The organism is Pseudomonas sp. 910_21 (assembly GCF_052850735.1).
On the sequence record NZ_VXCY01000001.1, the window covers coordinates 240,284 to 259,267 of the forward strand.

General features: G+C 64.0%; 23 protein-coding genes. 12 read left to right on the forward strand and 11 right to left on the reverse strand.

The features are described from left to right. Positions 1 to 55: 55 nt before the first annotated feature. The gene (locus FW796_RS01060; protein WP_346634853.1) at positions 56 to 976 is read left to right on the forward strand and encodes a LysR family transcriptional regulator; all 921 of its coding nucleotides are present in this window, start codon (positions 56 to 58) and stop codon (positions 974 to 976) included. Between the two features lie 284 nt (positions 977 to 1,260). Here FW796_RS01060 and FW796_RS01065 read toward each other — a convergent pair whose 3' ends face one another. From FW796_RS01065 to FW796_RS01075, 3 genes are read right to left on the reverse strand one after another with little or no spacing between them, the layout of a single operon-like run. Then, positions 1,261 to 1,803: a DUF2937 family protein gene (locus tag FW796_RS01065; RefSeq protein ID WP_346634854.1), complete on the reverse strand. Its 543-nt coding sequence runs from the start codon at positions 1,801 to 1,803 to the stop codon at positions 1,261 to 1,263. A 10-nt stretch (positions 1,804 to 1,813) separates the two neighbouring features. Further along, on the reverse strand, positions 1,814 to 2,590 hold the full coding sequence (locus tag FW796_RS01070; protein WP_446438911.1) for a class II glutamine amidotransferase: 777 nt from the start codon (positions 2,588 to 2,590) through the stop codon (positions 1,814 to 1,816). 32 nt (positions 2,591 to 2,622) lie between these two features. Beyond that, positions 2,623 to 3,120 carry an MFS transporter gene (locus FW796_RS01075; protein ID WP_346634855.1) on the reverse strand — a complete coding sequence of 166 codons (498 nt, stop codon included), beginning with the start codon at positions 3,118 to 3,120 and terminating at the stop codon, positions 2,623 to 2,625. A 100-nt stretch (positions 3,121 to 3,220) separates the two neighbouring features. Between FW796_RS01075 and FW796_RS01080 the strand changes: the two genes are divergently transcribed. Next, the gene (locus tag FW796_RS01080; RefSeq protein WP_446438912.1) at positions 3,221 to 5,275 is read left to right on the forward strand and encodes a S9 family peptidase; all 2,055 of its coding nucleotides are present in this window, start codon (positions 3,221 to 3,223) and stop codon (positions 5,273 to 5,275) included. A gap of 103 nt (positions 5,276 to 5,378) precedes the next feature. Next, positions 5,379 to 5,852, forward strand: a complete 474-nt coding sequence (locus FW796_RS01085) for a cyclic nucleotide-binding domain-containing protein (protein WP_446438913.1) — start codon at positions 5,379 to 5,381, stop codon at positions 5,850 to 5,852. Here the strand turns inward: FW796_RS01085 and FW796_RS01090 are convergent. Continuing rightward, positions 5,849 to 6,163 (reverse strand): hypothetical protein, encoded by a 315-nt coding sequence (locus FW796_RS01090; RefSeq protein ID WP_123726443.1) that lies wholly within the window; start codon positions 6,161 to 6,163, stop codon positions 5,849 to 5,851. The genes FW796_RS01085 and FW796_RS01090 overlap by 4 nt on opposite strands. 75 nt (positions 6,164 to 6,238) lie before the next feature. On the opposite strand from FW796_RS01090, the gene FW796_RS01095 reads away from it, so the two are divergent. The 4 genes from FW796_RS01095 to FW796_RS01110 all read left to right on the forward strand — a co-directional run bounded on the left by FW796_RS01095 (position 6,239) and on the right by FW796_RS01110 (position 8,391). Next, on the forward strand, positions 6,239 to 6,925 hold the full coding sequence (locus FW796_RS01095) for a spermidine synthase (protein WP_446438914.1): 687 nt from the start codon (positions 6,239 to 6,241) through the stop codon (positions 6,923 to 6,925). 49 nt (positions 6,926 to 6,974) lie between these two features. Further along, positions 6,975 to 7,352 (forward strand): YajD family HNH nuclease, encoded by a 378-nt coding sequence (locus FW796_RS01100; RefSeq protein ID WP_346634859.1) that lies wholly within the window; start codon positions 6,975 to 6,977, stop codon positions 7,350 to 7,352. A 117-nt stretch (positions 7,353 to 7,469) separates the two neighbouring features. Then, positions 7,470 to 7,937, forward strand: a complete 468-nt coding sequence (locus FW796_RS01105) for an RNA methyltransferase (RefSeq protein ID WP_102861638.1) — start codon at positions 7,470 to 7,472, stop codon at positions 7,935 to 7,937. Positions 7,938 to 8,019: 82 nt separating this feature from the next. Continuing rightward, positions 8,020 to 8,391, forward strand: coding sequence for a YgaP family membrane protein (locus tag FW796_RS01110; protein ID WP_346634860.1), 372 nt, complete (start codon positions 8,020 to 8,022; stop codon positions 8,389 to 8,391). Between the two features lie 12 nt (positions 8,392 to 8,403). Here FW796_RS01110 and FW796_RS01115 read toward each other — a convergent pair whose 3' ends face one another. Together FW796_RS01115 and FW796_RS01120 are read right to left on the reverse strand one after the other, a co-directional pair. Next, complete coding sequence (locus FW796_RS01115) at positions 8,404 to 9,639, reverse strand: hypothetical protein (protein ID WP_346634861.1); 1,236 nt, start codon at positions 9,637 to 9,639, stop codon at positions 8,404 to 8,406. Between the two features lie 50 nt (positions 9,640 to 9,689). Continuing rightward, positions 9,690 to 10,139 (reverse strand): YcgN family cysteine cluster protein, encoded by a 450-nt coding sequence (locus FW796_RS01120; RefSeq protein ID WP_446438915.1) that lies wholly within the window; start codon positions 10,137 to 10,139, stop codon positions 9,690 to 9,692. A gap of 274 nt (positions 10,140 to 10,413) precedes the next feature. On the opposite strand from FW796_RS01120, the gene FW796_RS01125 reads away from it, so the two are divergent. Beyond that, positions 10,414 to 11,007, forward strand: coding sequence for a nitroreductase family protein (locus FW796_RS01125; protein ID WP_123726448.1), 594 nt, complete (start codon positions 10,414 to 10,416; stop codon positions 11,005 to 11,007). A 112-nt stretch (positions 11,008 to 11,119) separates the two neighbouring features. On the opposite strand, the gene FW796_RS01130 is transcribed toward FW796_RS01125, so the two are convergent. The 4 genes from FW796_RS01130 to FW796_RS01145 form a co-directional block, all read right to left on the reverse strand. Then, a complete protein-coding gene (locus tag FW796_RS01130; RefSeq protein ID WP_346634862.1) occupies positions 11,120 to 12,052 on the reverse strand; it encodes a D-2-hydroxyacid dehydrogenase in 933 nt (310 codons plus the stop codon). 119 nt (positions 12,053 to 12,171) lie between these two features. Next, on the reverse strand, positions 12,172 to 12,465 hold the full coding sequence (locus FW796_RS01135; RefSeq protein WP_072451013.1) for a YcgL domain-containing protein: 294 nt from the start codon (positions 12,463 to 12,465) through the stop codon (positions 12,172 to 12,174). Continuing rightward, entirely contained in the window at positions 12,462 to 13,595 is a 1,134-nt protein-coding gene (rnd, locus tag FW796_RS01140; protein WP_346634863.1) for a ribonuclease D, read from the reverse strand. The genes FW796_RS01135 and rnd overlap by 4 nt, the downstream gene beginning before the upstream one ends. A gap of 265 nt (positions 13,596 to 13,860) precedes the next feature. Continuing rightward, positions 13,861 to 14,523 (reverse strand): class I SAM-dependent methyltransferase, encoded by a 663-nt coding sequence (locus FW796_RS01145; RefSeq protein WP_346634864.1) that lies wholly within the window; start codon positions 14,521 to 14,523, stop codon positions 13,861 to 13,863. Positions 14,524 to 14,706: 183 nt separating this feature from the next. Here FW796_RS01145 and FW796_RS01150 point away from each other — a divergent pair, with 183 nt between their 5' ends. Further along, on the forward strand, positions 14,707 to 15,489 hold the full coding sequence (locus tag FW796_RS01150; RefSeq protein ID WP_446438916.1) for a transporter substrate-binding domain-containing protein: 783 nt from the start codon (positions 14,707 to 14,709) through the stop codon (positions 15,487 to 15,489). Here the strand turns inward: FW796_RS01150 and cynR are convergent. Beyond that, entirely contained in the window at positions 15,468 to 16,358 is an 891-nt protein-coding gene (cynR, locus tag FW796_RS01155; protein ID WP_404938625.1) for a transcriptional regulator CynR, read from the reverse strand. The genes FW796_RS01150 and cynR overlap by 22 nt on opposite strands. A gap of 108 nt (positions 16,359 to 16,466) precedes the next feature. Here cynR and FW796_RS01160 point away from each other — a divergent pair, with 108 nt between their 5' ends. The 3 genes from FW796_RS01160 to FW796_RS01170 all read left to right on the forward strand — a co-directional run bounded on the left by FW796_RS01160 (position 16,467) and on the right by FW796_RS01170 (position 18,974). Beyond that, a complete protein-coding gene (locus FW796_RS01160; protein ID WP_346634867.1) occupies positions 16,467 to 17,126 on the forward strand; it encodes a carbonic anhydrase in 660 nt (219 codons plus the stop codon). Between the two features lie 34 nt (positions 17,127 to 17,160). After that, the gene (gene cynS / locus FW796_RS01165) at positions 17,161 to 17,631 is read left to right on the forward strand and encodes a cyanase (protein ID WP_123726455.1); all 471 of its coding nucleotides are present in this window, start codon (positions 17,161 to 17,163) and stop codon (positions 17,629 to 17,631) included. Positions 17,632 to 17,789: 158 nt separating this feature from the next. Next, complete coding sequence (locus FW796_RS01170) at positions 17,790 to 18,974, forward strand: cyanate transporter (protein WP_446438917.1); 1,185 nt, start codon at positions 17,790 to 17,792, stop codon at positions 18,972 to 18,974. Positions 18,975 to 18,984: the final 10 nt, after the last annotated feature.

An 18,984-nucleotide genomic window follows, 5' to 3' on the forward strand; every position in this document is an offset into this window, starting at 1 on the left:
ACAACCGGCGTCCAACTAATAAAAACCGCCCCAAGGCATAAGAAAAGTTGATCCCATGAATCTCAAGTTTCTCGAAACCTTCGTCTGGGTGGCGCGGCTCAAGAGCTTCAGCCTCACCGCGGAAAAACTCTTCACCACCCAGGCGGCGATCTCCAGCCGTATTGCGGTGCTGGAAGGCGAACTGGGGGTGAAGCTGTTCCTGCGCGACTCGCGGGGCGTCAGCCTGACCCCGGAAGGCCTCAAGGTGCTGGAGCACGCCGAGCAGATGCTCGACACCCTGCACGTGCTGAAACAGTCCATCGAGGCGCCGTCGAGCAAGGTCGGACGGATTCGCATCGGGGTCATGGACACGGTGATCCACACCTGGCTCAGCCCCCTGGTGGCGGAAATGATGGACCACTACCCGCAAGTGGACATCGAACTGGTGGCCGACACCTCGCTGAACCTGTGCGACCAGCTGCAAAAAGGCTTTCTCGACCTGGTGCTGCAGACCGACCTGCTGCGCCAGGAAAGCATCCGCAGCCTGGAGCTGGCCAGCCACCCGGTGGGCTGGATTGCCGCCAGCAATTCGATCTACAACCGCGACTACGCCAATCTCGCCGAGCTGGCCCGAGAGCGAATCATCACCTATTCGAAGAACTCCCTGCCCCACCAGCAGGTGCTGAGCCTGATGCAGGCCAACGGGGTGCTGGCGCCACGGCTCAATTGCGTCAACTCGGTGTCGGCCATCACCCGCCTGCTCAGGGACGGCTTCGGGATTGGCGCCCTGCCGCCGGTGCTGGTGCGCGAGGAACTGGCCCGTGGCGAACTGACCTTGCTGGCCATCGACCAGCGCCCGCCCAACCTGCAGGTGGTGGTGTCGTGGCGCGTAGGCGTGGAGCTGGTGGAGGATATCGTGGAGCTGTGCCAGCGCGTGGTGCAGCGCTATGGGCAGAAAGTGGGCCAGGAGCACATCATCCTGATTGAGCCCGCATAGGCGTCGGCTTGCCAGCGAATGCACTCTTCAGCCTTGTGCCTGTCTTGCGGGCCTCTTCGCCGGCAAGCCGGCTCCTACACAGGCCCCGCTGGCGAGTCGACATCCGTAGGAGCTGGCTTGCCAGCGAATGCACTCTTCAGCCTTGTGCAGGTCTTGCAGGCCTCTTCGCCGGCAAGCCGGCTCCTACACAAACCCCGCTGGCGAGTCGACATCCGTAGGAGCTGGCTTGCCAGCGAATGCGCCAGCCTTGTGCAGGTGTTGCCGGCACCTGCAGTGCGGGGCGCTCAGAGGCCCTTGAGGTCGCGCTCTTCGATCGGACGGCTCTGGCGCAAACGCCGGCCTCCCAGCACCACCCAATCGATCAGGCGGTACAGGCACTCAAGTCCGAAGGACAGCAGCAAGGCGCCGCTCATGCCCCAGATCATCGCTTCCGGGGTCAGCAGGATCTGGTAGCTGTAGCCATCCCAGGTTTCCTTGCGGATATCCGGGTCGGCTGCCAGGGCCACTTGCAGCAGGCGGATGTACCAGGGGCCCTGCATCGCCTGGTATTGCTTGTCCAGGGCCAACTGACGATGAAGCAAGCCGCTCAGGCTCTCGGCATCGCTGCGAAACACCGGGTCCTCGCTGGCCCGGTAATGGGCCACCAGGGCGTTCAGGTCGCCCTTGAAAAACTGCGCGGCGGTGCCCTGGAAGCCCCGCAGGCTGTTCTGCGATTCAATCAGGTGGGCTTCCACGCGCTTGGCGTAATCGCTGATGAAACCCGGCACTTGCACACCGATCAACAGGCCGGCGGCGAACAACACCAGCCGCAGATAACTGAGCAACATAGGGATGTCCTTATTCGGTCTGGCCGTGGCTGACGCATTCACCGCGTCGCCACAGGCTCCATTGGCCCGGCTGGTAGCGGGTCCAGGTTTCGTTTTCAGTCAAGGGTTCGGTGGCGATCACCGTGACCACGTCGTTGGGGGTGGTTTCCGCCTGGAAATCGACAATCACATCGACGTCCTTGAGCCGGGCCGGACCGAATGGGGCACGTCGGGTGATCTGCGCCAGCTTGGTGGAGCAGAAGCAGAACAGCCAGTCACCGTCACTGAGCAAGCCATTGAACACGCCTTTGCTGCGGTATTCGCTGCAGGCCTGGATCAGGGTCGGCAGCAACTGCTCGACCTCCACCGGCTCGGGAAAGGCTTCGCGCACCCGGTTGAGCAGGTCACAGAACGCCGCCTCGCTGTCGGTATCCCCCACCGGGCGATAGAAACTGGCCTGGGGCTGGAAGCCCGCCAACTGGCCGTTATGGGCGAAGCACCAGTTACGGCCCCAGAGTTCACGGACAAAGGGATGGGTGTTGGCCAGGCAGACCTTGCCGACGTTGGCCTGGCGGATGTGGCCGATCACCACTTCGCTCTTGATCGGGTAGCGCTGCACCAGGTTGGCCACTTCCGACTCGCTGCTGGCCGCCGGGTCCTGGAACAGGCGCAGACCACGGCCTTCATAGAAAGCGATACCCCAACCGTCGCGATGGGGGCCGGTACGGCCGCCGCGCTGCATCAGCCCGGTAAAGCTGAAGACGATATCGGTCGGTACATTGGCGCTCATGCCCAATAACTCACACATGCTCGGACTCTCGCTGCAATGCCGGGGCCAGGTTACAGACGCGGCTCGACCCGCGTGTTCAGGGGGGTGCCCGCAGCAGGCGGACGACCATAACGGTCATTGCCGGCGCCGCCAAAGGGCTGGTCATCCTCCACTTCGGCAGCCTTGGCCGCGGCTTGCGCCGCTTCGTTGCGCTGGCGGCGCTCCTCGGCAGCACGCTCGATGGGCCAGCGGATCAGCACGAACAGCAGGTAGACGCCAAAGGCGATCATGCCGTACATGAACAGATCGGACACTGCGCGCCAGGCGTTGTTGCCGACCTTGAAGGCCATATCCAGGGCAGTGATGGCCACGGCCGGGGCATATTTTTCTTTGACAGGGTCGATGATGGTGGGGCTCAACAGCAGCACTGCCATCAGTACACGCAGCGGCTCGCGCAGCCAGCGCCACATCCAGCGGGTCAGGCGCATCCACACCAGCAGGCAGCCCAAAGCGGCAAAGGCGTAAAGGCCCCAGGCGATCAGATAGTCGTTCTCGGTCATGGTGTCCATGGCAAGGCAGGCAAAGAGGCGCTTATGATAACGACTTTTCCCGTGTCAGGCTGCACCGCCGTCTGCCAAGCCCTCATTTGTCTTCGTTCGAGAGCCACCCATGCCCCTACCCGCCAACGACAGCAGCGCCCCGATTGCCCACAAGGCCGAAGGCGCTGACCCGTATGCCTGGCTGCAGGAACGCGACACCGACGCGGTGCTCGACTACCTGAACGCTGAAAACAGCTACCAGGAAGCCCGGCTGGCCCACCAGGCGCCCCTGCGCGAGACACTGTTCCAGGAGATCAAGGGACGGATCCTCGAGACCGACCTGTCCCTGCCCTCCCCCTGGGGCCCGTACCTGTATTACACCCGCACCACCGCCGGTGACGAATACGCCCGGCACTATCGCTGCCCGCGCCCGGCAGACGACAGCCTGACGGTGGACGAAAGCCGCGAACAGCTGCTGCTGGACCCCAACGCCCTGGCCAACGGCGGTTTCTTCTCCCTCGGTGCCTTCAGCATCAGCCCCGACCACCAGCGCCTGGCCTACAGCCTCGACACCACCGGCGAGGAAATCTACACCCTGTTCATCAAGGAGCTGTCCAACGGCAAGGTCAGCGAGCTGTCCTTCGACAACTGCGACGGCAGCATGACCTGGGCCAACGACAGCCTGACCCTGTTCTTCGGCGAGCTGGACGACACCCATCGCCCGCACAAACTGTTCCGCTACCGTCTGGACGGCACTGCCGCCGAGGAAGTGTTCCACGAGCCGGACGGACGCTTCTTCCTGCACTGCTACCGCTCAAGCTCCGAGCGCCAATTGCTGCTGTCCCTGGGCAGCAAGACCACCGGCGAAACCTGGGCCCTGGACGCCGCGCAGCCGCAGCTGCCGTTCACCTGCCTGGCGCCACGGGTCGAGGGCCACGAATACGATGTCGATCACGGTCAACTCGACGGCCAGTGGACCTGGTTCATCCGCAGTAACCGCGAGGGCATCAACTTCGCCCTGTATCAGGCAGCCGACCAGAATGCCATCCCCGAGGAAAGCGACTGGCAGCTGCTGGTCCCGCACAATCCCGAGGTGATGCTCGACGGCGTGACCCTCAACGCCGGCGCCATGACCCTGAGCCTGCGCGAAGGCGGCCTGCCGATCATCGAAGTGCATCCCCAGGACCTGCCCGTGTATCGCGTGCAACTGCCGGACGCGGCCTACAGCCTGCACGTGCAGAACAGCCTGGAGTTTTCCAGCGATCGCATCCGTCTGCGCTACGAGGCGCTGAATCGCCCGGCCCAGGTGCGCCAGCTGCAACTGGCCGACGGTCAACAGCAGGTGCTCAAGGAAACCCCGGTGCTGGGCCCCTTCGATGCCGACGCCTATGTCAGCCAGCGTCTCTGGGCCACCGCTGCCGACGGCACCCAGGTGCCCATCAGCCTGGTGGTCAAGCGCGAGTGCCTGGGCCAACCGACACCGCTGTACCTGTATGGCTACGGCGCCTATGGCGAGAGCCTCGATCCCTGGTTCTCCCATGCCCGCCTGAGCCTGCTGGATCGCGGCGTGGCCTTTGCCATCGCCCATGTGCGTGGCGGTGGCGAGCTGGGGGAAGCCTGGTATCGCGCCGGCAAGCAGGAGCACAAACAGAACACCTTCAGCGACTTCATCGCCTGCGCCGAACACCTGATTGCCCAGGGCCTGACCAGCGCCCAACAACTGGCCATCAGCGGCGGCAGTGCCGGCGGCCTGTTGATCGGCGCCGTGCTCAACCAGCATCCCGAGCTGTTCCGGGCGGCCATCGCCGAAGTGCCTTTCGTCGACGTGCTCAACACCATGCTCGACCCGGACCTGCCACTGACCGTCACCGAGTACGACGAATGGGGCAATCCCGAGGAGCCTGAGGTCTATGAGCGGATCAAGGCTTACGCCCCCTATGAGAACGTCCGGGCCCAGGCCTACCCGGCGACCCTGGTGATCGCCGGTTACAACGACAGTCGCGTGCAGTACTGGGAAGCCGCCAAATGGGTGGCCAAACTGCGCGCCACCAAGACCGACGACAACCCGCTGCTGCTCAAGACCGAACTGGGTGCCGGCCATGGCGGCATGAGCGGCCGTTACCAGGGATTACGTGACGTAGCCCTCGAATATGCCTTTATCCTGAACATTCTGGGCCTGGACTGAGGAACTACCCGCGGCGCTCCTGTCTTAACACTGGACCGCCGCCGGCAACCGCCGGACCGGGCCTGCGCCCGTGCAACAGACACAAGAAAAAGACCCTGATCCCATGTCCGAACCCACCTTACTGAACAACGAGATCCGCGACTGGCTGATGGACTGCGGCCTGTTCGATCAACTGCTGCCCGCCGACTTCAACGCAGCAGCCGGCTATTTCAGCATCAGCAGTATCGCCAAGGGCGAAGCGATCTTTCATGAGGGCGATGCCGGCAGTTTCATGTGCATCATCCACAGCGGCCAGGTGGCCGTGCAAAAGAGCACCCTGGACGGCCAGCCGCTGACCATCGCCACCCTGCGCAGCGGCCGGGCCTTTGGCGAAATGGCAGTGCTCGATGGCGAGCGACGCTCGGCCACCTGCGTGGCGGCCAGTGATTGCCAGTTGCTCAACCTGGGCAAGGACTCCCTGGAAAAGATGCTCAACGATGCGCCGAAGATCGCCGCCAAGATCATCCGCGCCCTGGCTATTTCCCTGTCCAAGCGCCTGCGCATGGCCGACGGCCAGTTGCTCGCACAGCAGATCTAGGCCCCTTGCACCTTGGCCTTGTTGTCATTCTGCTCCAGCCCCGGCAGGGTCTGGTCCTTGGGCGGCTTGGGCATGTCGATGGGCGGCAGCAAGGGCGCGCTGCCACTGCTCCCGGCTTTCGGCGTACTGGGCGGGGTCACTTGCGGATAAGGCGTGGGGGTGGCCGTGCCCGGGGTGCCGAGGGTCGGCGTCGGGGTCACCACCGGGGCGCTTTGCGGCTCGTCGGCCAGGGCCGGGCCAGCACTCAGCGCCAGGGCGGCGGTCAGGGCGAGCGCCGCTTGGGCAATCACCGTTAGAATAGTGCGCTTCATCAATGGCTCCATTGCTATTGTCTGGCGTCAGGCTACTCCCAACCGGGAGCTTTTGCCTTCCTCAATGAGATCTCCATGAAACGTTTCGTACTGCTGGACACTACTCCGATTCCTGAAAACGGCGGTGCCTTGTGCCTGTTCGAATACGGTGAGGATTTCGTCATCAAGATCCAGGGCGGCGACGGCGGCCAATTGATGAACACCCGTATGCACGGCTCCGAGGACGCCCTGGCGCAGATTCCCTGCAGCAAGGTCGCCGGGCGCCCGAACTCGCGGGTGCTGATCGGCGGCCTGGGCATGGGCTTCACCCTGGCCGCGGCCCTCAAGCACCTGGGCCAGAGCGCCGAGGTGGTGGTGGCCGAACTGGTGCCCGGGGTGGTGGAATGGAACCGTGGCCCGCTCGGGGAAAAGTCCGGCCGGCCGCTGCTGGACCCGCGCACGGTGATCCGCCTGGAAGACGTGGCCAAGGTCCTGCAGGCCGAACCCCAGGGCTTCGACGCGATCATGCTCGACGTCGACAACGGCCCTGAAGGCCTGACCCAGAAAGCCAACAGCTGGCTCTACTCCAGCGCCGGCCTGGGTGCCTGTGCCCGGGCCCTGCGGCCCAAGGGCATCCTCGCGGTGTGGTCCGCCAGCGCCGACCAGAAATTCTCCGAGCGCCTGCGCAAGGCCGGCTTCAAGGCCGAGGAAGTGCAGGTGTACGCCCACGGCAATCGCGGCACCCGGCACACCATCTGGATTGCCGAGAAGCTCAAGGCCTGAGCTAAACTTTGTCCATTACCGTCATTAGTCCTTCTACAAAGGTGAACCCATGAGTTCGTCCACTCCTCCGTCCAACACCGCCAAGCTGGACCGTATCCTTGCCGACGCCCAGCGCGACCGGGAAATGGGCTACCGCGACAAGGCGCTGAAGATGTACCCCCATGTCTGCGGCCGCTGCGCCCGGGAATTCTCCGGCAAGCGCCTGAGCGAGCTGACCGTACACCACCGCGATCACAACCACGACAACAACCCCCAGGACGGTTCCAACTGGGAACTGCTGTGCCTGTACTGCCACGACAACGAGCACTCGCGCTACACCGACCAGCAGTACTTCGGTGAAGGCTCCCTGAGCACCCCGAAAGTCGCCAAGGCAACCCACAACCCGTTCGCCGCCCTGGCCGGGTTGATGAAGAAAGACGGCGAATAACGGCTTCACGGGCAATCCGCTCCTGCAGGAGCGGATTGCCCGTGAACCGCCGAACACCCCGCCACACCCCGCCCAATCCCCGTATAATCGCGCTCTTTTCCCCAAGGCTCCTCGCTCGTGGCAAACAAAAGGTACAGCTGCATCGGTTTGTATAACCCCAAGTCGCCGGAGAACGTCGGTTCGGTGATGCGCGCCGCCGGCTGCTATGGCGTCGCCTCGGTGTTCTACACCGGCAAGCGCTATGAACGTGCCCGCGACTTCGTCACCGACACCAAGAAAGTCCACCAGGACATTCCCCTGATCGGCATCGACGACCTGAAGAAAATCCTCCCCCTGGGCTGCATCCCGGTGGCCGTGGAACTGGTGGAAGGCGCCCGTGCGCTGCCGGAATACACCCACCCGGATCGCGCGCTGTACATCTTCGGTCCGGAAGACGGCTCCCTCGACAAGGAGATCCGCGACTGGTGCGAAGACGTGGTCTACATCCCCACCACCGGCTGCATGAACCTGGCGGCCACGGTCAACGTGGTGCTCTACGATCGCCTGGCCAAGGGCAACAACACCCGCTCCGGTCCGAAGTACTGAAAACCCGCCGATCAATCCCCGGGAACCAGCGACGCCCTGGTGCAGTCAGCTTTGTATCCCACACCGCCCTTGGAGACAGAGCATGAGCGAGCGCAAACAGCTGCAAACGATCGAAGCCACACCCTTGCCGAGCCAACCGACCCAGAACGTCCAGGGCTGGGAGCGCATCGGCTCCCTGGCCGGTGGCGTGGTGATGATGGGCAAGGGCCTGCGCCGCGGCGGCGTGTTCGGCCTGATTCAAGTCGCCATCGGTGGCGTCGCCCTGGCCCGGGGGATTACCGGACACAGCTCGGCGAAAAGCCTGCTGGAGAAGAGCCGCCAGGACATGCACAACGTGCGCACGAAGATCGAACGCGCCGGGGAAGAGCTGCGCAATCTGAAGGCCAATGCCGAAGCCGCCGGGCGCCATGCCAAGACGGCCAGCAATGATGAAGTGAAAGTGCCCAAGGCCTGATACCGGGGCGAATCAGTGCAGCAAGGGGGTGTCGAGGACCTTGGACGATTCGCCCAGCACGTTTTCACTGAGCTGGATGAACTCGGCGGTGCTGACGCTTTCCAGGCGCATCGCCCCTTGCAGCACATCGTCGAGTGAGCGCTTGTTGCGGGTCTTGAGGCGGATTTCCCGATCCAGCTCCTGCAACAGCAGCACGGCCTTGGCCACGGTGGCGCTGTCCACCTGCTCGCCCCGCAGACTGTCGACCTTGTGACTGTCCCGGACCAGACGCTTGTGCAGCACCTGATAGCGCTCGTCACTGATGCCTCCGGCCCGGCGCAACAGTTCGATGCCGTAGTACTCCGCCAGCCCTTCGCTGATCCAATCGCTGCCCTGGCTGTCGTTGATTCGCGACAATGACTGCACCAGCTCCCGCAACAGCGGGCTGCTGCCGCTCTCGCTGACCAGGGGCAGACGGCTATGGAGAAACAGCGAGTCACGCCCCGCCAGACTGCCGCGCCACATCGGATCGGCCGCACCAACGATCAACAGCTTGCCGGGCTGACGCGGGAACACCGCCTGTACTTGCGGCCAGACAAAGGTCAGCAGGGTCAGCACGTCCATACGGCGCATGCCCTGGCCCAGGGGCGACACCACGCTGACTTCGGTTGCTCCCAGACGCGTGCGGCGACTGCCCAGGTTGCCGGCCAGCATCCAGCCGGCGGGACGGTCGAACAGCCGCGAAGGATTGTCGATGCGGAAGCGATTCTTGCCGATACGTGGCCAGGCGGTCTCGATGCTTTTCCAACCGGCCGGCAAGTCGAAATCCAGACGCGCCACCAGTTCGATGCCGTCCTGTTGGTCGAGCCTGGCCGGCGGCACCAGCGTCTCGCCCCGCAGCAAGGCCCAGTTGGCGGTGCTGCGGCTGTCGTAGCTGCCCTTCTTGATGCTGTGACTCAGGCGCACCCTGTAGCTGAGGCTGGCCTTGCCGCTGGCCGGACGCCAGACACCACGCTGGCCGGCAGCATCCGCCGCCCCAGCCTGCCATTGGCCGTCGGCTTTGAAGTCACTGTAGTCGCCGTCCCGGCCCAGGTCGAAGTCCAGGCTGCGCAAGGCCGAACCATCGGCCAGGGTCAGGCGCACCTCGGCCTGATCGCTCTGGGGCAGGAAACGCACGTGATAATCCAGATCGACTTTCTTCGCCGCAAAGGCCGATGCGCTCAATGCCAGCATCGCAGCGGCCAGCGCCAGTTTCGCCCCCACCCTCATACACACTCCTTTCCTGGGTAACCTGGTTCTGCAGCCAACGCGGCGAATCCTCAGCCGGCGCGGAAAATCAGATGATCCTCCCAGTCCTCTTCCGCCACGCTGCCTTCGGCCAGCATGCGCCCGGACTGGGAAATACGTTCGTGGTGCACCGCATCGCGATCGCCACACACCAGATGGTGCCAGAGCGGCAGGTCCTTGCCTTCGCTCACCAGGCGGTAGCCGCAGGTGGATGGCAGCCACTTGAATTCGTCGGCCTTGCCCGGGGTCAGCTGGATGCAGTCGGGCACCGACGCCCGACGGTTGGGGTAGTCGCTGCACTGGCAAGTTTTCAGGTCCAGCAGTTTGCAGGCGATGCGCGTGTAATAGACGCTGTTGTCGTCCTCGTCCTCAAGCTTTTGCAGGCAGCACAGACCGCAGCCATCGCACAGCGACTCCCATTCGTCCTGGTCGAGCTGTTCGAGGGTTTTGCGTATCCAGAAAGGTTCGACTTTGGCGGCCATGGCTCAAGCATCAGTATCCGAGGGTGAAAAGGCCGCCAGTCTAGTGCCGAAGGCCCGGCGGGCCAAGCGCTTACGACTGTCGGTAGGCCGGGGCTTGTCAGCGGCAAGCCCGCACAGTAGCTTTGCCCCTCGGACCACCCCGCGTCCGTGTGCCATTAACGCTCGACCGCGTCGCACCCGACGAACCCCACAAGGTCAGGAAAACCCCTTCGCCCAGCTCAACTGCGCCTGCCGGTTTACCCCATCATTCTCAAACGTTGCCTGGAGTCTTTGCATGAGCGCCAATCCTCGCGTTGCCGATTACGCCATCCACCCGCAGTTCACCCAACGCTGGTCGCCACGGGCCTTCACCGGCGAAAACATCCCTGAAGAAACCCTGCTGAGCTTCTTCGAAGCAGCACGCTGGGCCCCTTCGGCCTACAACTCGCAACCCTGGCGCTTTCTCTATGCCCGGCGCGATACGCCGAACTGGGAGCGCTTCCTCGGCCTGCTCAACGAGTTCAACCGTGGCTGGGCGCAACATGCCTCGGCCCTGGTGATCGTGATTTCCAAGACCACCTTCACCGCCCCTGGCGCCACGGAAGAGACTCCGGCCTTGTGGCACACCTTCGACACCGGCTCGGCCTGGGGCCACCTGGCACTGCAGGCCAGCCTCAGCGGCTGGCACACCCACGGCATGGCCGGCTTCGATCAGGAGCTGACCCGCAAGGAGCTGAAGATTCCCGAAGGCTATGCGCTGCACGCTGCGGTAGCGGTGGGCAAGCTGGGAGACAAGTCGAGCCTGGCCGACTACCTGCAGGCCCGGGAAGAGCCGAGCCCGCGTCGTCCACTGAGCGAGACGGTGGCCGAAGGCGATTTCAGCCTGTAACAAAGAATCGGCCCTGTAGGAGAGAGCTTGCTCGCGAAGCCCTAAAGGGCGCCGCGCTGGCCTGGCAAGCGCGGCTTTCGCGAGCAAGCTCGCTCCTACGATCAGGTCCGTTTCAATAGCCGCGGGCGAAATCCACTTCGCCGCGCAAGGCCTGCTTGGCCTCATAGGCCCGCAGGTTGTCGACGAACAACTGCACCATCAGTTCCGGCGAGGTCGGCGCCGAGCTGTGCCCCGTCAGCAGCAAGCCCCAGGCCGTCCAGAACGGGTGTCGTTGCGGCAAGGGTTCCTGGCGGCAGACATCGATCACCGCCCCCGCCAGATGCCCATCCTTGAGGGCCTGCACCAAGTCCCCATCGACCACGGAAACACCCCGGCCCACGTTGATGAACAGCCCCGTGGACTTGAATTGCTTGAACAGCGCCGCGTCGTACAGGTCATGGGTGCTCGGGGTGTTGGGCAGCAGATTGACCACATAATCCACCTCCCCCACCAAGCGTCCCAGGTCTTCCAGGCCCGCCACTTCGACAAAGGGGGCCTGCTCCCGCGCCTGGCTGGCGATGCCGTACAGCTTCACGCCAAAGGGCAGCAGAAATTGCGCCACGCTCTGGCCGATGTCGCCGGTGCCGACGATCAGCACCTTGCGCCCCACCAGGCTCTGGCCCAGGCGGTTGTCCCACTTGCGCTCCACCTGACTGACCAGCCGCGCCAGCACTTCGCGCTCATGGCCAAGGATGTAGGTAAGCACGTACTCGGCCATCACCTGGCCAAAGATGCCTACCGCCCGGGTCAGGCGGTAATGCCGGGGCAGGCCGTCGGCCAGCAACGGGGTGATGCCGGCCCAGGTGGATTGCAGCCACTGGGGCTGATGTCCCTGACGCAACAGGGTCGCCAGCAGGTCCGGCTGGCCCAGCCAAACCGGGCAATCCGCCGCCAGGCGCGACAGCTCGGCAGAGTCGCCACTGGTCAGTACGTCCAGCTCCGGTGCCACCTGACGCAACAGGCGGGCATAAACAGCGTGATCGTGTTCGGCAATCAGAACGCGCATGGTTCAAACCTTAAAAAACGGTGCAGGCCGCCGCCGACGGAGTATTGCTCCATCGATCAAGGCGGTGGCCAGGTCAGTCAGTTGCATTTAACAGAGGCTCGGGACCGAGCCCCTACAGGTCAGACCGGATCATTGCGGCGCAGCAACTCTTCGGGCAGGTGCTCGATGTACTCGTCTTCTGCCGGCGGCATCTGCAAGTGATAGCCCTGCTTCTCGAGGTTTTCCAGCACCTGGTGGATGTCCTCCCGGGACAGCTTGCGCTCCGGGCTCAGCACCAGGTCGAAGGCATGTTGCGGCTTGCCGAAAGCCAGCAGCAGGTTTTCCGGCACGCGTTCCAGGGCCTCGCTTTTCAGTACGTAGAGGTACATCTCGTTCTTGCGCGGGCTTTTATAGATGGAGCAGATACGTTTCAAGGCTGTTCTCCGGCGGTGGCCAGGCTGTCCAGCAGCGCCTGGCCCATCAATTCGCGGCGCCAGCCACGCAGCGAATCAGGCAATTGGTAAGGCCCTTTGGGGTAGCCGCTCTTGAGCAGGCTTTCCAGGGTTTTCTTGCGCAGCATGACTTCCGGCGCGATGCCCAGACGCTCGGCCTCGGCCTGCCCCACGGCCTTGAGGCGCTTGAGCAGGGCCGCGGCTTCGATCGGCAACGGCTCGGGTACGGCCGGCGGCCATTGGTCCGGGCCAAGGGCTGCGGTGCGCTTGATCAGGTCGAGGAGAAATTCGCCGTCCTGACGCACGGTGCGCGGGTGCATGTCTTCGATCTTGGCCAGCGCCGCCAGCGTATCGGGCTGGGTCTTGGCCAGGGGCCAGAGGGCGTGTTCACGCACGATGCGGTTGCGCGGCAAGTCGCGGGCACGGGCTTCACGCTCACGCCAGGCACAGAGCTCACGCAGCACGGCCAGCTGCGCACGGGAGAGTTTCCAGGCCAGCTTGGCCTCACGGTAGACCTCGTTGGGGTCCACTTCGCGGCGCAGGTTGGCCACCAGCTCGGCACCGTCTTCCAGCACCCAGCGGTATTTGTCCTCGGACAGTTTGGGCTGCAGTTCGGTAAAGACCTGGGCCAGGTGTACGGCGTCTTCGGCGGCGTAGCTGACCTGGGTTTCCGAGAGCGGGCGCTGCAGCCAGTCGGAGCGGGTCTCGCCCTTGGGCAGTTCGATGCCCAGGACTTCCTGCACCAGGCGCGAATAGCCCATGGAAAAACCCAGGTTCAGGTAGGCGGCCGCCAGTTGCGTGTCGAACAGCGGCGCCGGCAGGCTGCCGGTCAGGCGCAGCAGGACTTCGAGGTCCTCGCTGCAGGCATGCACCACCTTGACCACCGCCGGGTTCTCCAGCAGGGCCGCCAGGGGCTTCCAGTTGTCGATGGTCAAAGGATCAATCAGGTAAGCGCGCTGCCCATCGCCGATCTGCAACAGGGCGGCGATGGGATAGAAAGTGTCGACCCGCATGAATTCGGTGTCGAGGGCGACGAATGGCAGCTGCTGCCACTCGGCGCAAAGCTGACCGAGGCTATCGTTGTCGCGAATCCAATGTATATCGATGGCCACACGGCTCTCCCTTGAAGAATGGCGCGCAGTATATATCGCCTCCGGCGATTTCTGAGCATTCACCCGACAAGAGCAGGTGCGAAACCTTCTGCCGGACGGCAAGAATAGTCCGAGAGTCGGAATCGGGTTCTGTACGAAAGCTCGCCGAGTGAAGATCAGGCAAGGCAAAAATAGGCGAGCAAGCGGAGTGTAGGGGCCTACATGAGCATTGCGAGCCTGTTTTTAACGCGGCATGGTCGAAACGCAGGCAGTTTTCGTGCAGAACCTAGCTGGGTTTTCTAAGGACATAGACCCGCGCCGCCGCACAACCGGGCAGGAAATCCTGCTGGCTCACGACCTCGAAACCGGCCTGCTTGAACTCGCCTTCCAACTGCACCCTGCCGATCGCCAGTGACGCCGCGGACTCACCCGGCGTGGCCGCAAGGATATTGAACAACGGCTCGACCCGGGCCGCGACGATCACCGAATCACGGCTGACCCGATGAAACTCCCGCAGCAGCGCCAGGCGATCCTCGCTGCGGGTCACATGGGCAAACAGTTGCATGCAGATGATGCTGTCCACCGCATTGGCCGACAGACCGATGTCGAAAGCCGAGCTGTGAAAGGTCTTGACCCGTTGCAGCAGGCTGGCCGGGTGATGGGTCTGGGCATGATTGAGCATGTCCTGGGAAGGGTCCGCCGCCAGGATCACCCGGTTGCCATGCTCGGCCAGCACCGGCCAGTAGCGCCCGGCACCACAGGCCACATCCAGGATCAGTCCCGGCTCCCCGGCCACTTTCAGGGCATGACGTACCAGGCGCGCCGTGCGCCAGAGCGCCAGACGTGCGGCGAGCCCGGCAGGCCGGGGCTCACCGCAGACACGGGCGTGCTCCTGGTCATAGCGTCGAGCGAACTCCAGCTCGATGGACGGTGGGGGGTGAGACGACATGACTGGCGAACTCTTGTAGGTATCCAGAAGCCACAGGTTAACCAGTCGTTCGTGAAAAAAAGGTCGAAAGCCCCTCGGGCGGTTTTATCCGGGCAGGGTGCCAGACCACCCTTGCCCGAGCAGGGGCCGATGCCAATAATGCTTCGGCACCGCGTCCCGCCCGTCACTTCAAGGAACGACCCCATGCTGCCCCGCCTCTTGCTTTGCACTCTGCTCGGCCTCAGTGCCCCCGCCATCAGTTTCGCCCAGGAGCCGACCTCCCATCTGGACCAGGTGCTCGAACGTGGCCACCTCACGGTCTGCACCACCGGCGACTACAAGCCCTACAGCTACCTGCGCGACGACGGCCACTACGAGGGCATCGACATCGCCATGGCCGAATCCCTGGCGCAAAGCCTCGGGGTCCGGGTGAAGTGGATCAATACCACCTGGAAGACCCTGATGGCGGACTTCCAGAGCCAGCAATGCGATATCGCCGTGGGGGGAATTTCCGTCTCTCTGGAACGGCAGAAAAAAGCCTTCTTCAGCCAGCCCCTGGGGATCGACGGCAAGATTCCCCTGGTGCGCTGCCAGGACCTCAAGCGCTATGAAACCCTGGAGCAGATCAACCAGCCCTCGGTGCGCCTGATCGAACCGCCGGGCGGCACCAACGAAGTCTTTGCCCGGGCCCATGTACCCAAGGCCGAGCTGATCCTGTTCGCCGACAACGTGAAAATCTTCGATCAATTGCTCGCCAGGCAGGCCGACGTGATGATCACCGACGCTTCGGAAGCGCGCTTCCAGCAGAAGCACAAGCCGGGGCTGTGCGCGGTCAACCCCGAGCGCTACCTGCAATACAGCGAGAAGGCCTTTCTCCTGCCCCGGGACGACATGGCCTGGAAAAACTACGTCGACCAGTGGCTGCACCTGAGCAAGGCCACCGGCGCCTATGAGCAGGTGGTGAATCAGTGGCTGGCGGCGCCGTAGTCTTGGTCCAGCAGCATCTGCCCAAAGGCCTGGCAGGCGGCGCTGCGATAGGCGCCCCGGCGCTCCAGCAGCACCACGCTGCGGGGCGCCGGGGGTGATTGCAGGGCCAATGCCCGTAAACCCGGCTGCTCGCGGGCGATAGCACTCGGGAGCAGGGTCGCCAACTGCCCGCGGCGCACGATCTCGACAATCCCACTCACCGAATTGGCCTCGATGGCGATACGCGGCGCAATGCCCTGTTGCCGGCAATACAGGTCGATATGCCGGCGGGTGGCGAAGTCCGTGCTGAGCAGCACTAGGGACTGTTGGCCCAGGGCCGCTGCACTCAGGGGTTGGCAGTCCTGCTGCGCAGAGTGCAGGCCGACCATCAGGCTCAGGGTTTCGGTGAACAGCGGCTGGCTCTGGATTTCCCCCAGGTGCTCGCCGGCAAAGGCGATCCCCAGGTCCAGGCGGTCCTCGGCCAAGGCCGCTTCCAGGCGATCCTGGGTCATTTCCTCAAGGCTCAGGTCGATCCCCGGGTACTGCTGGTTGAAGCGGCTGAGCAAGGGGCCGGTGAGGTAGGCAGTGAAAGTCGGGGTCAGCGCCAACCGCAATGAGCCGCGGCTCAGGTCCTGCACATCATGGATCGCCCGCTTGGCTGCCTGCAGGTCCTGCAGGGCGCGGCGCGCATAGACGACATAGGCCTGGCCGGCATCGGTCAGTCGCACGCTGCGCCCGGAGCGGTCGAACAGCGGCGTGCCCAGGGACTCCTCCAACTGTTTGATCTGTTGCGACAAGGTCGGCTGGGAGACATGCAGCGCCTCGGCGGCACGGGTGAAATTGCAGTGCTCGGCCACGGCCAGCAGGTAACGGATATGACGCAAGAGCATGAAGGCTCCAACTATAGGCAGGACTTATGGAAAGCATAATAAGCCGGTCTTGGACGCTATAGCTGAAAACTTCCATCCTTGCCCCATCAGCGACGCAAGGACCATCCCATGCAGAACATCATTGACGGCTTCCTCAAGTTCCAGCGCGAAGCCTTTCCACAACGCAGCGAGCTGTTCAAGCAACTGGCCAGCACCCAAAGCCCCGGCACTCTGTTCGTCACCTGCTCCGACAGTCGGGTCGTTCCCGAGTTACTGACCCAGCAGGAACCCGGCGACCTGTTCGTGATTCGCAATGCCGGCAACATCGTCCCCAGCTACGGCCCGGAACCCGGTGGCGTGTCGGCCACCGTGGAATACGCAGTAGCGGTGCTGGGGGTGAGCGACATCGTCATCTGCGGCCATTCCGACTGCGGCGCAATGACCGCCATCTCCACCTGCAAATGCCTCGACCACCTGCCCGCCGTGGCCAACTGGCTGCGCCACGCCGAGTCGGCCAAGGTGATCAACGCCGCCCGCCAGCATGCCTCGCCCGCCGACCACCTGGACGCCCTGGTGCGGGACAACGTCATCGCCCAGTTGGCTAACCTGAAGACTCATCCCTCGGTGGCCCTGGCCCTGGAACAGGGCCGGCTGAACCTGCATGGCTGGGTGTATGACATCGAAAGCGGCGCCATCGCCGCCCTCGACGGCAGCAGCCAGCGCTTTGTCTCCCTGGCCGAGCACCCGCAGACCTGCGCCCTGGCCAGCCACGCTACAACCGCTGCCTGAGCAGCCCCCTTCATCATCCAAGAGGAACATTCCCATGCTGCAATCCCAATTTGCCCAAGCTCCACGCCTGGCCCTGGCCGACACCATCATCGACGCCAAGGCCCGTAAGAACCTGTCGTGGCAGGACCTTGCCGACGGTACCGGGCTGAGCCTGGCCTTCGTCACCGCCGCCCTGCTGGGCCAGCATGCCCTGCCCGCCGCTGCCGCCGATCGGGTATGCGACAAGCTCGGCCTGGACCAGGACGCCAGCCGCCTGCTGCAGAGCATTCCCCTGCGGGGCAGCATCGCCGGTGGCATCCCCACCGACCCGACCGTCTACCGCTTCTATGAAATGCTCCAGGTCTACGGCTCGACCCTCAAGGCCCTGGTGCATGAGCAGTTCGGCGACGGCATCATCAGCGCCATCAACTTCAAGCTGGACATCAAGAAGGTCGAGGACCCGGAAGGCGGCTCCCGCGCGGTCATCACCCTGGACGGCAAGTACCTGCCAACCAAGCCCTTCTAAAGGCAGCGGCAAGCTTCAAGCGCCAAGCTGCAAGTTCAGGCCTTCACGCTTGCAGCTTGCAGCTTATTTAATTTTTAAATAACACCGCAGACTTTCTGATTTGCCCCTTCCCTGAGCCACGCCGCCTAATCAGCCCCCTGTTCCTTGAAGGTCTGGTTATGGAAAACGTTCGTGCAAGCACCCGCCCCGCACTCTGGCTGATGGTCAGTGTGGTCCTGGTGGCCCTCAATCTGCGGCCGTCGATGGCCGCCGTCGGCCCTCTGCTGTCGGGCATCCGTGGCGATATCCCCCTGAGTTTCAGCCTGGCGTCCCTGTTGACCATGTTGCCGGTCATGGCCATGGGCCTGGCGATGTTCTTCGGCATGGCCATCAGTCAGCGCCTGGGCGAACACCGCACTGTGGTCCTGTCCTTGCTGATCATCGGGCTGGCCACGGTCTCGCGGTTGTTCATGGACTCGGCGGCGGAGTTGATTCTCAGCGCCGTGCTGGCCGGTGTCGGCATTGCCCTGATCCAGGCGCTGATGCCGGCCCTGATCAAGTCGCGCTTTGCCGATAACGTCTCGCTGTTCATGGGCCTGTATGTCACCTCGATCATGGGCGGCGCGGCCATCGCGGCGTCCTTCGCCCCACTGGTGATGAACCACAGCGGCAGCTGGCGCCTGGCCCTGGCGATCTGGGCCGCCCTGGCCCTGCTGGCCCTGGTGTTCTGGTACGCCCAGCGCGGCTCGCTGCCCAGCCTGCCGGCCTCCGGCGGCGGACGTGAATCCTTTAGCGGCAATCGTCGGGCCTGGCTGCTGGCGGTGTTCTTCGGTCTTGGCACCGCGTCCTACACCTGCGTGCTGGCGTGGCTGGCGCCCTACTACGTGGAGAACGGCTGGAGCGAGCAGAATGCCGGCCTGCTGCTGGGCTTTCTCACCGCCATGGAAGTGATTTCCGGACTGGTCACCCCCGCCATCGCCAACCGCAGCCAGGATCGTCGCCTGGTGCTGGTGACCCTGCTGGTACTGATCATCGCCGGCTTCTGCGGCCTGATCCTCAGCCCGCAACACCTGAGCCTGCTGTGGCCGTGCCTGCTGGGCCTGGGCATTGGCGGACTGTTTCCCATGAGCCTGATCGTGTCCCTGGACCACTTGCCCGACCCGCGCCGGGCCGGCGGCCTGACCGCCTTCGTGCAGGGCATCGGCTACCTGATCGCCGGGCTGTCGCCGCTGCTGGCAGGGATGATCCGCGACCAGTTGGGCAGCTTCGAATGGGCCTGGTGGTCACTGACAGCAGTGATGGCGGTGATGATCCTCATGGTGCTGCGCTTCGACCCTCGGCATTACGCCCGGCACATCCGCTGAGCCTCGGCCC

What these genes read in the sequence shown, in the direction of transcription:
- FW796_RS01085 (WP_446438913.1), top strand. Translation starts at nt 5,379, where the DNA reads ATGTCCGAACCCACCTTACTGAACAACGAGATCCGCGACTGGCTGATG.
- FW796_RS01170 (WP_446438917.1), top strand. Translation starts at nt 17,790, where the DNA reads ATGGAAAACGTTCGTGCAAGCACCCGCCCCGCACTCTGGCTGATGGTC.
- FW796_RS01125 (WP_123726448.1), top strand. Translation starts at nt 10,414, where the DNA reads ATGAGCGCCAATCCTCGCGTTGCCGATTACGCCATCCACCCGCAGTTC.
- FW796_RS01070 (WP_446438911.1), bottom strand. Translation starts at nt 2,590, where the DNA reads ATGTGTGAGTTATTGGGCATGAGCGCCAATGTACCGACCGATATCGTC.
- FW796_RS01060 (WP_346634853.1), top strand. Translation starts at nt 56, where the DNA reads ATGAATCTCAAGTTTCTCGAAACCTTCGTCTGGGTGGCGCGGCTCAAG.
- FW796_RS01160 (WP_346634867.1), top strand. Translation starts at nt 16,467, where the DNA reads ATGCAGAACATCATTGACGGCTTCCTCAAGTTCCAGCGCGAAGCCTTT.
- FW796_RS01090 (WP_123726443.1), bottom strand. Translation starts at nt 6,163, where the DNA reads ATGAAGCGCACTATTCTAACGGTGATTGCCCAAGCGGCGCTCGCCCTG.
- FW796_RS01150 (WP_446438916.1), top strand. Translation starts at nt 14,707, where the DNA reads ATGCTGCCCCGCCTCTTGCTTTGCACTCTGCTCGGCCTCAGTGCCCCC.
- FW796_RS01145 (WP_346634864.1), bottom strand. Translation starts at nt 14,523, where the DNA reads ATGTCGTCTCACCCCCCACCGTCCATCGAGCTGGAGTTCGCTCGACGC.
- FW796_RS01095 (WP_446438914.1), top strand. Translation starts at nt 6,239, where the DNA reads ATGAAACGTTTCGTACTGCTGGACACTACTCCGATTCCTGAAAACGGC.
- FW796_RS01110 (WP_346634860.1), top strand. Translation starts at nt 8,020, where the DNA reads ATGAGCGAGCGCAAACAGCTGCAAACGATCGAAGCCACACCCTTGCCG.
- FW796_RS01115 (WP_346634861.1), bottom strand. Translation starts at nt 9,639, where the DNA reads ATGAGGGTGGGGGCGAAACTGGCGCTGGCCGCTGCGATGCTGGCATTG.
- FW796_RS01075 (WP_346634855.1), bottom strand. Translation starts at nt 3,120, where the DNA reads ATGGACACCATGACCGAGAACGACTATCTGATCGCCTGGGGCCTTTAC.
- FW796_RS01120 (WP_446438915.1), bottom strand. Translation starts at nt 10,139, where the DNA reads ATGGCCGCCAAAGTCGAACCTTTCTGGATACGCAAAACCCTCGAACAG.
- cynS (WP_123726455.1), top strand. Translation starts at nt 17,161, where the DNA reads ATGCTGCAATCCCAATTTGCCCAAGCTCCACGCCTGGCCCTGGCCGAC.
- FW796_RS01100 (WP_346634859.1), top strand. Translation starts at nt 6,975, where the DNA reads ATGAGTTCGTCCACTCCTCCGTCCAACACCGCCAAGCTGGACCGTATC.
- FW796_RS01130 (WP_346634862.1), bottom strand. Translation starts at nt 12,052, where the DNA reads ATGCGCGTTCTGATTGCCGAACACGATCACGCTGTTTATGCCCGCCTG.
- FW796_RS01080 (WP_446438912.1), top strand. Translation starts at nt 3,221, where the DNA reads ATGCCCCTACCCGCCAACGACAGCAGCGCCCCGATTGCCCACAAGGCC.
- FW796_RS01065 (WP_346634854.1), bottom strand. Translation starts at nt 1,803, where the DNA reads ATGTTGCTCAGTTATCTGCGGCTGGTGTTGTTCGCCGCCGGCCTGTTG.
- cynR (WP_404938625.1), bottom strand. Translation starts at nt 16,358, where the DNA reads ATGCTCTTGCGTCATATCCGTTACCTGCTGGCCGTGGCCGAGCACTGC.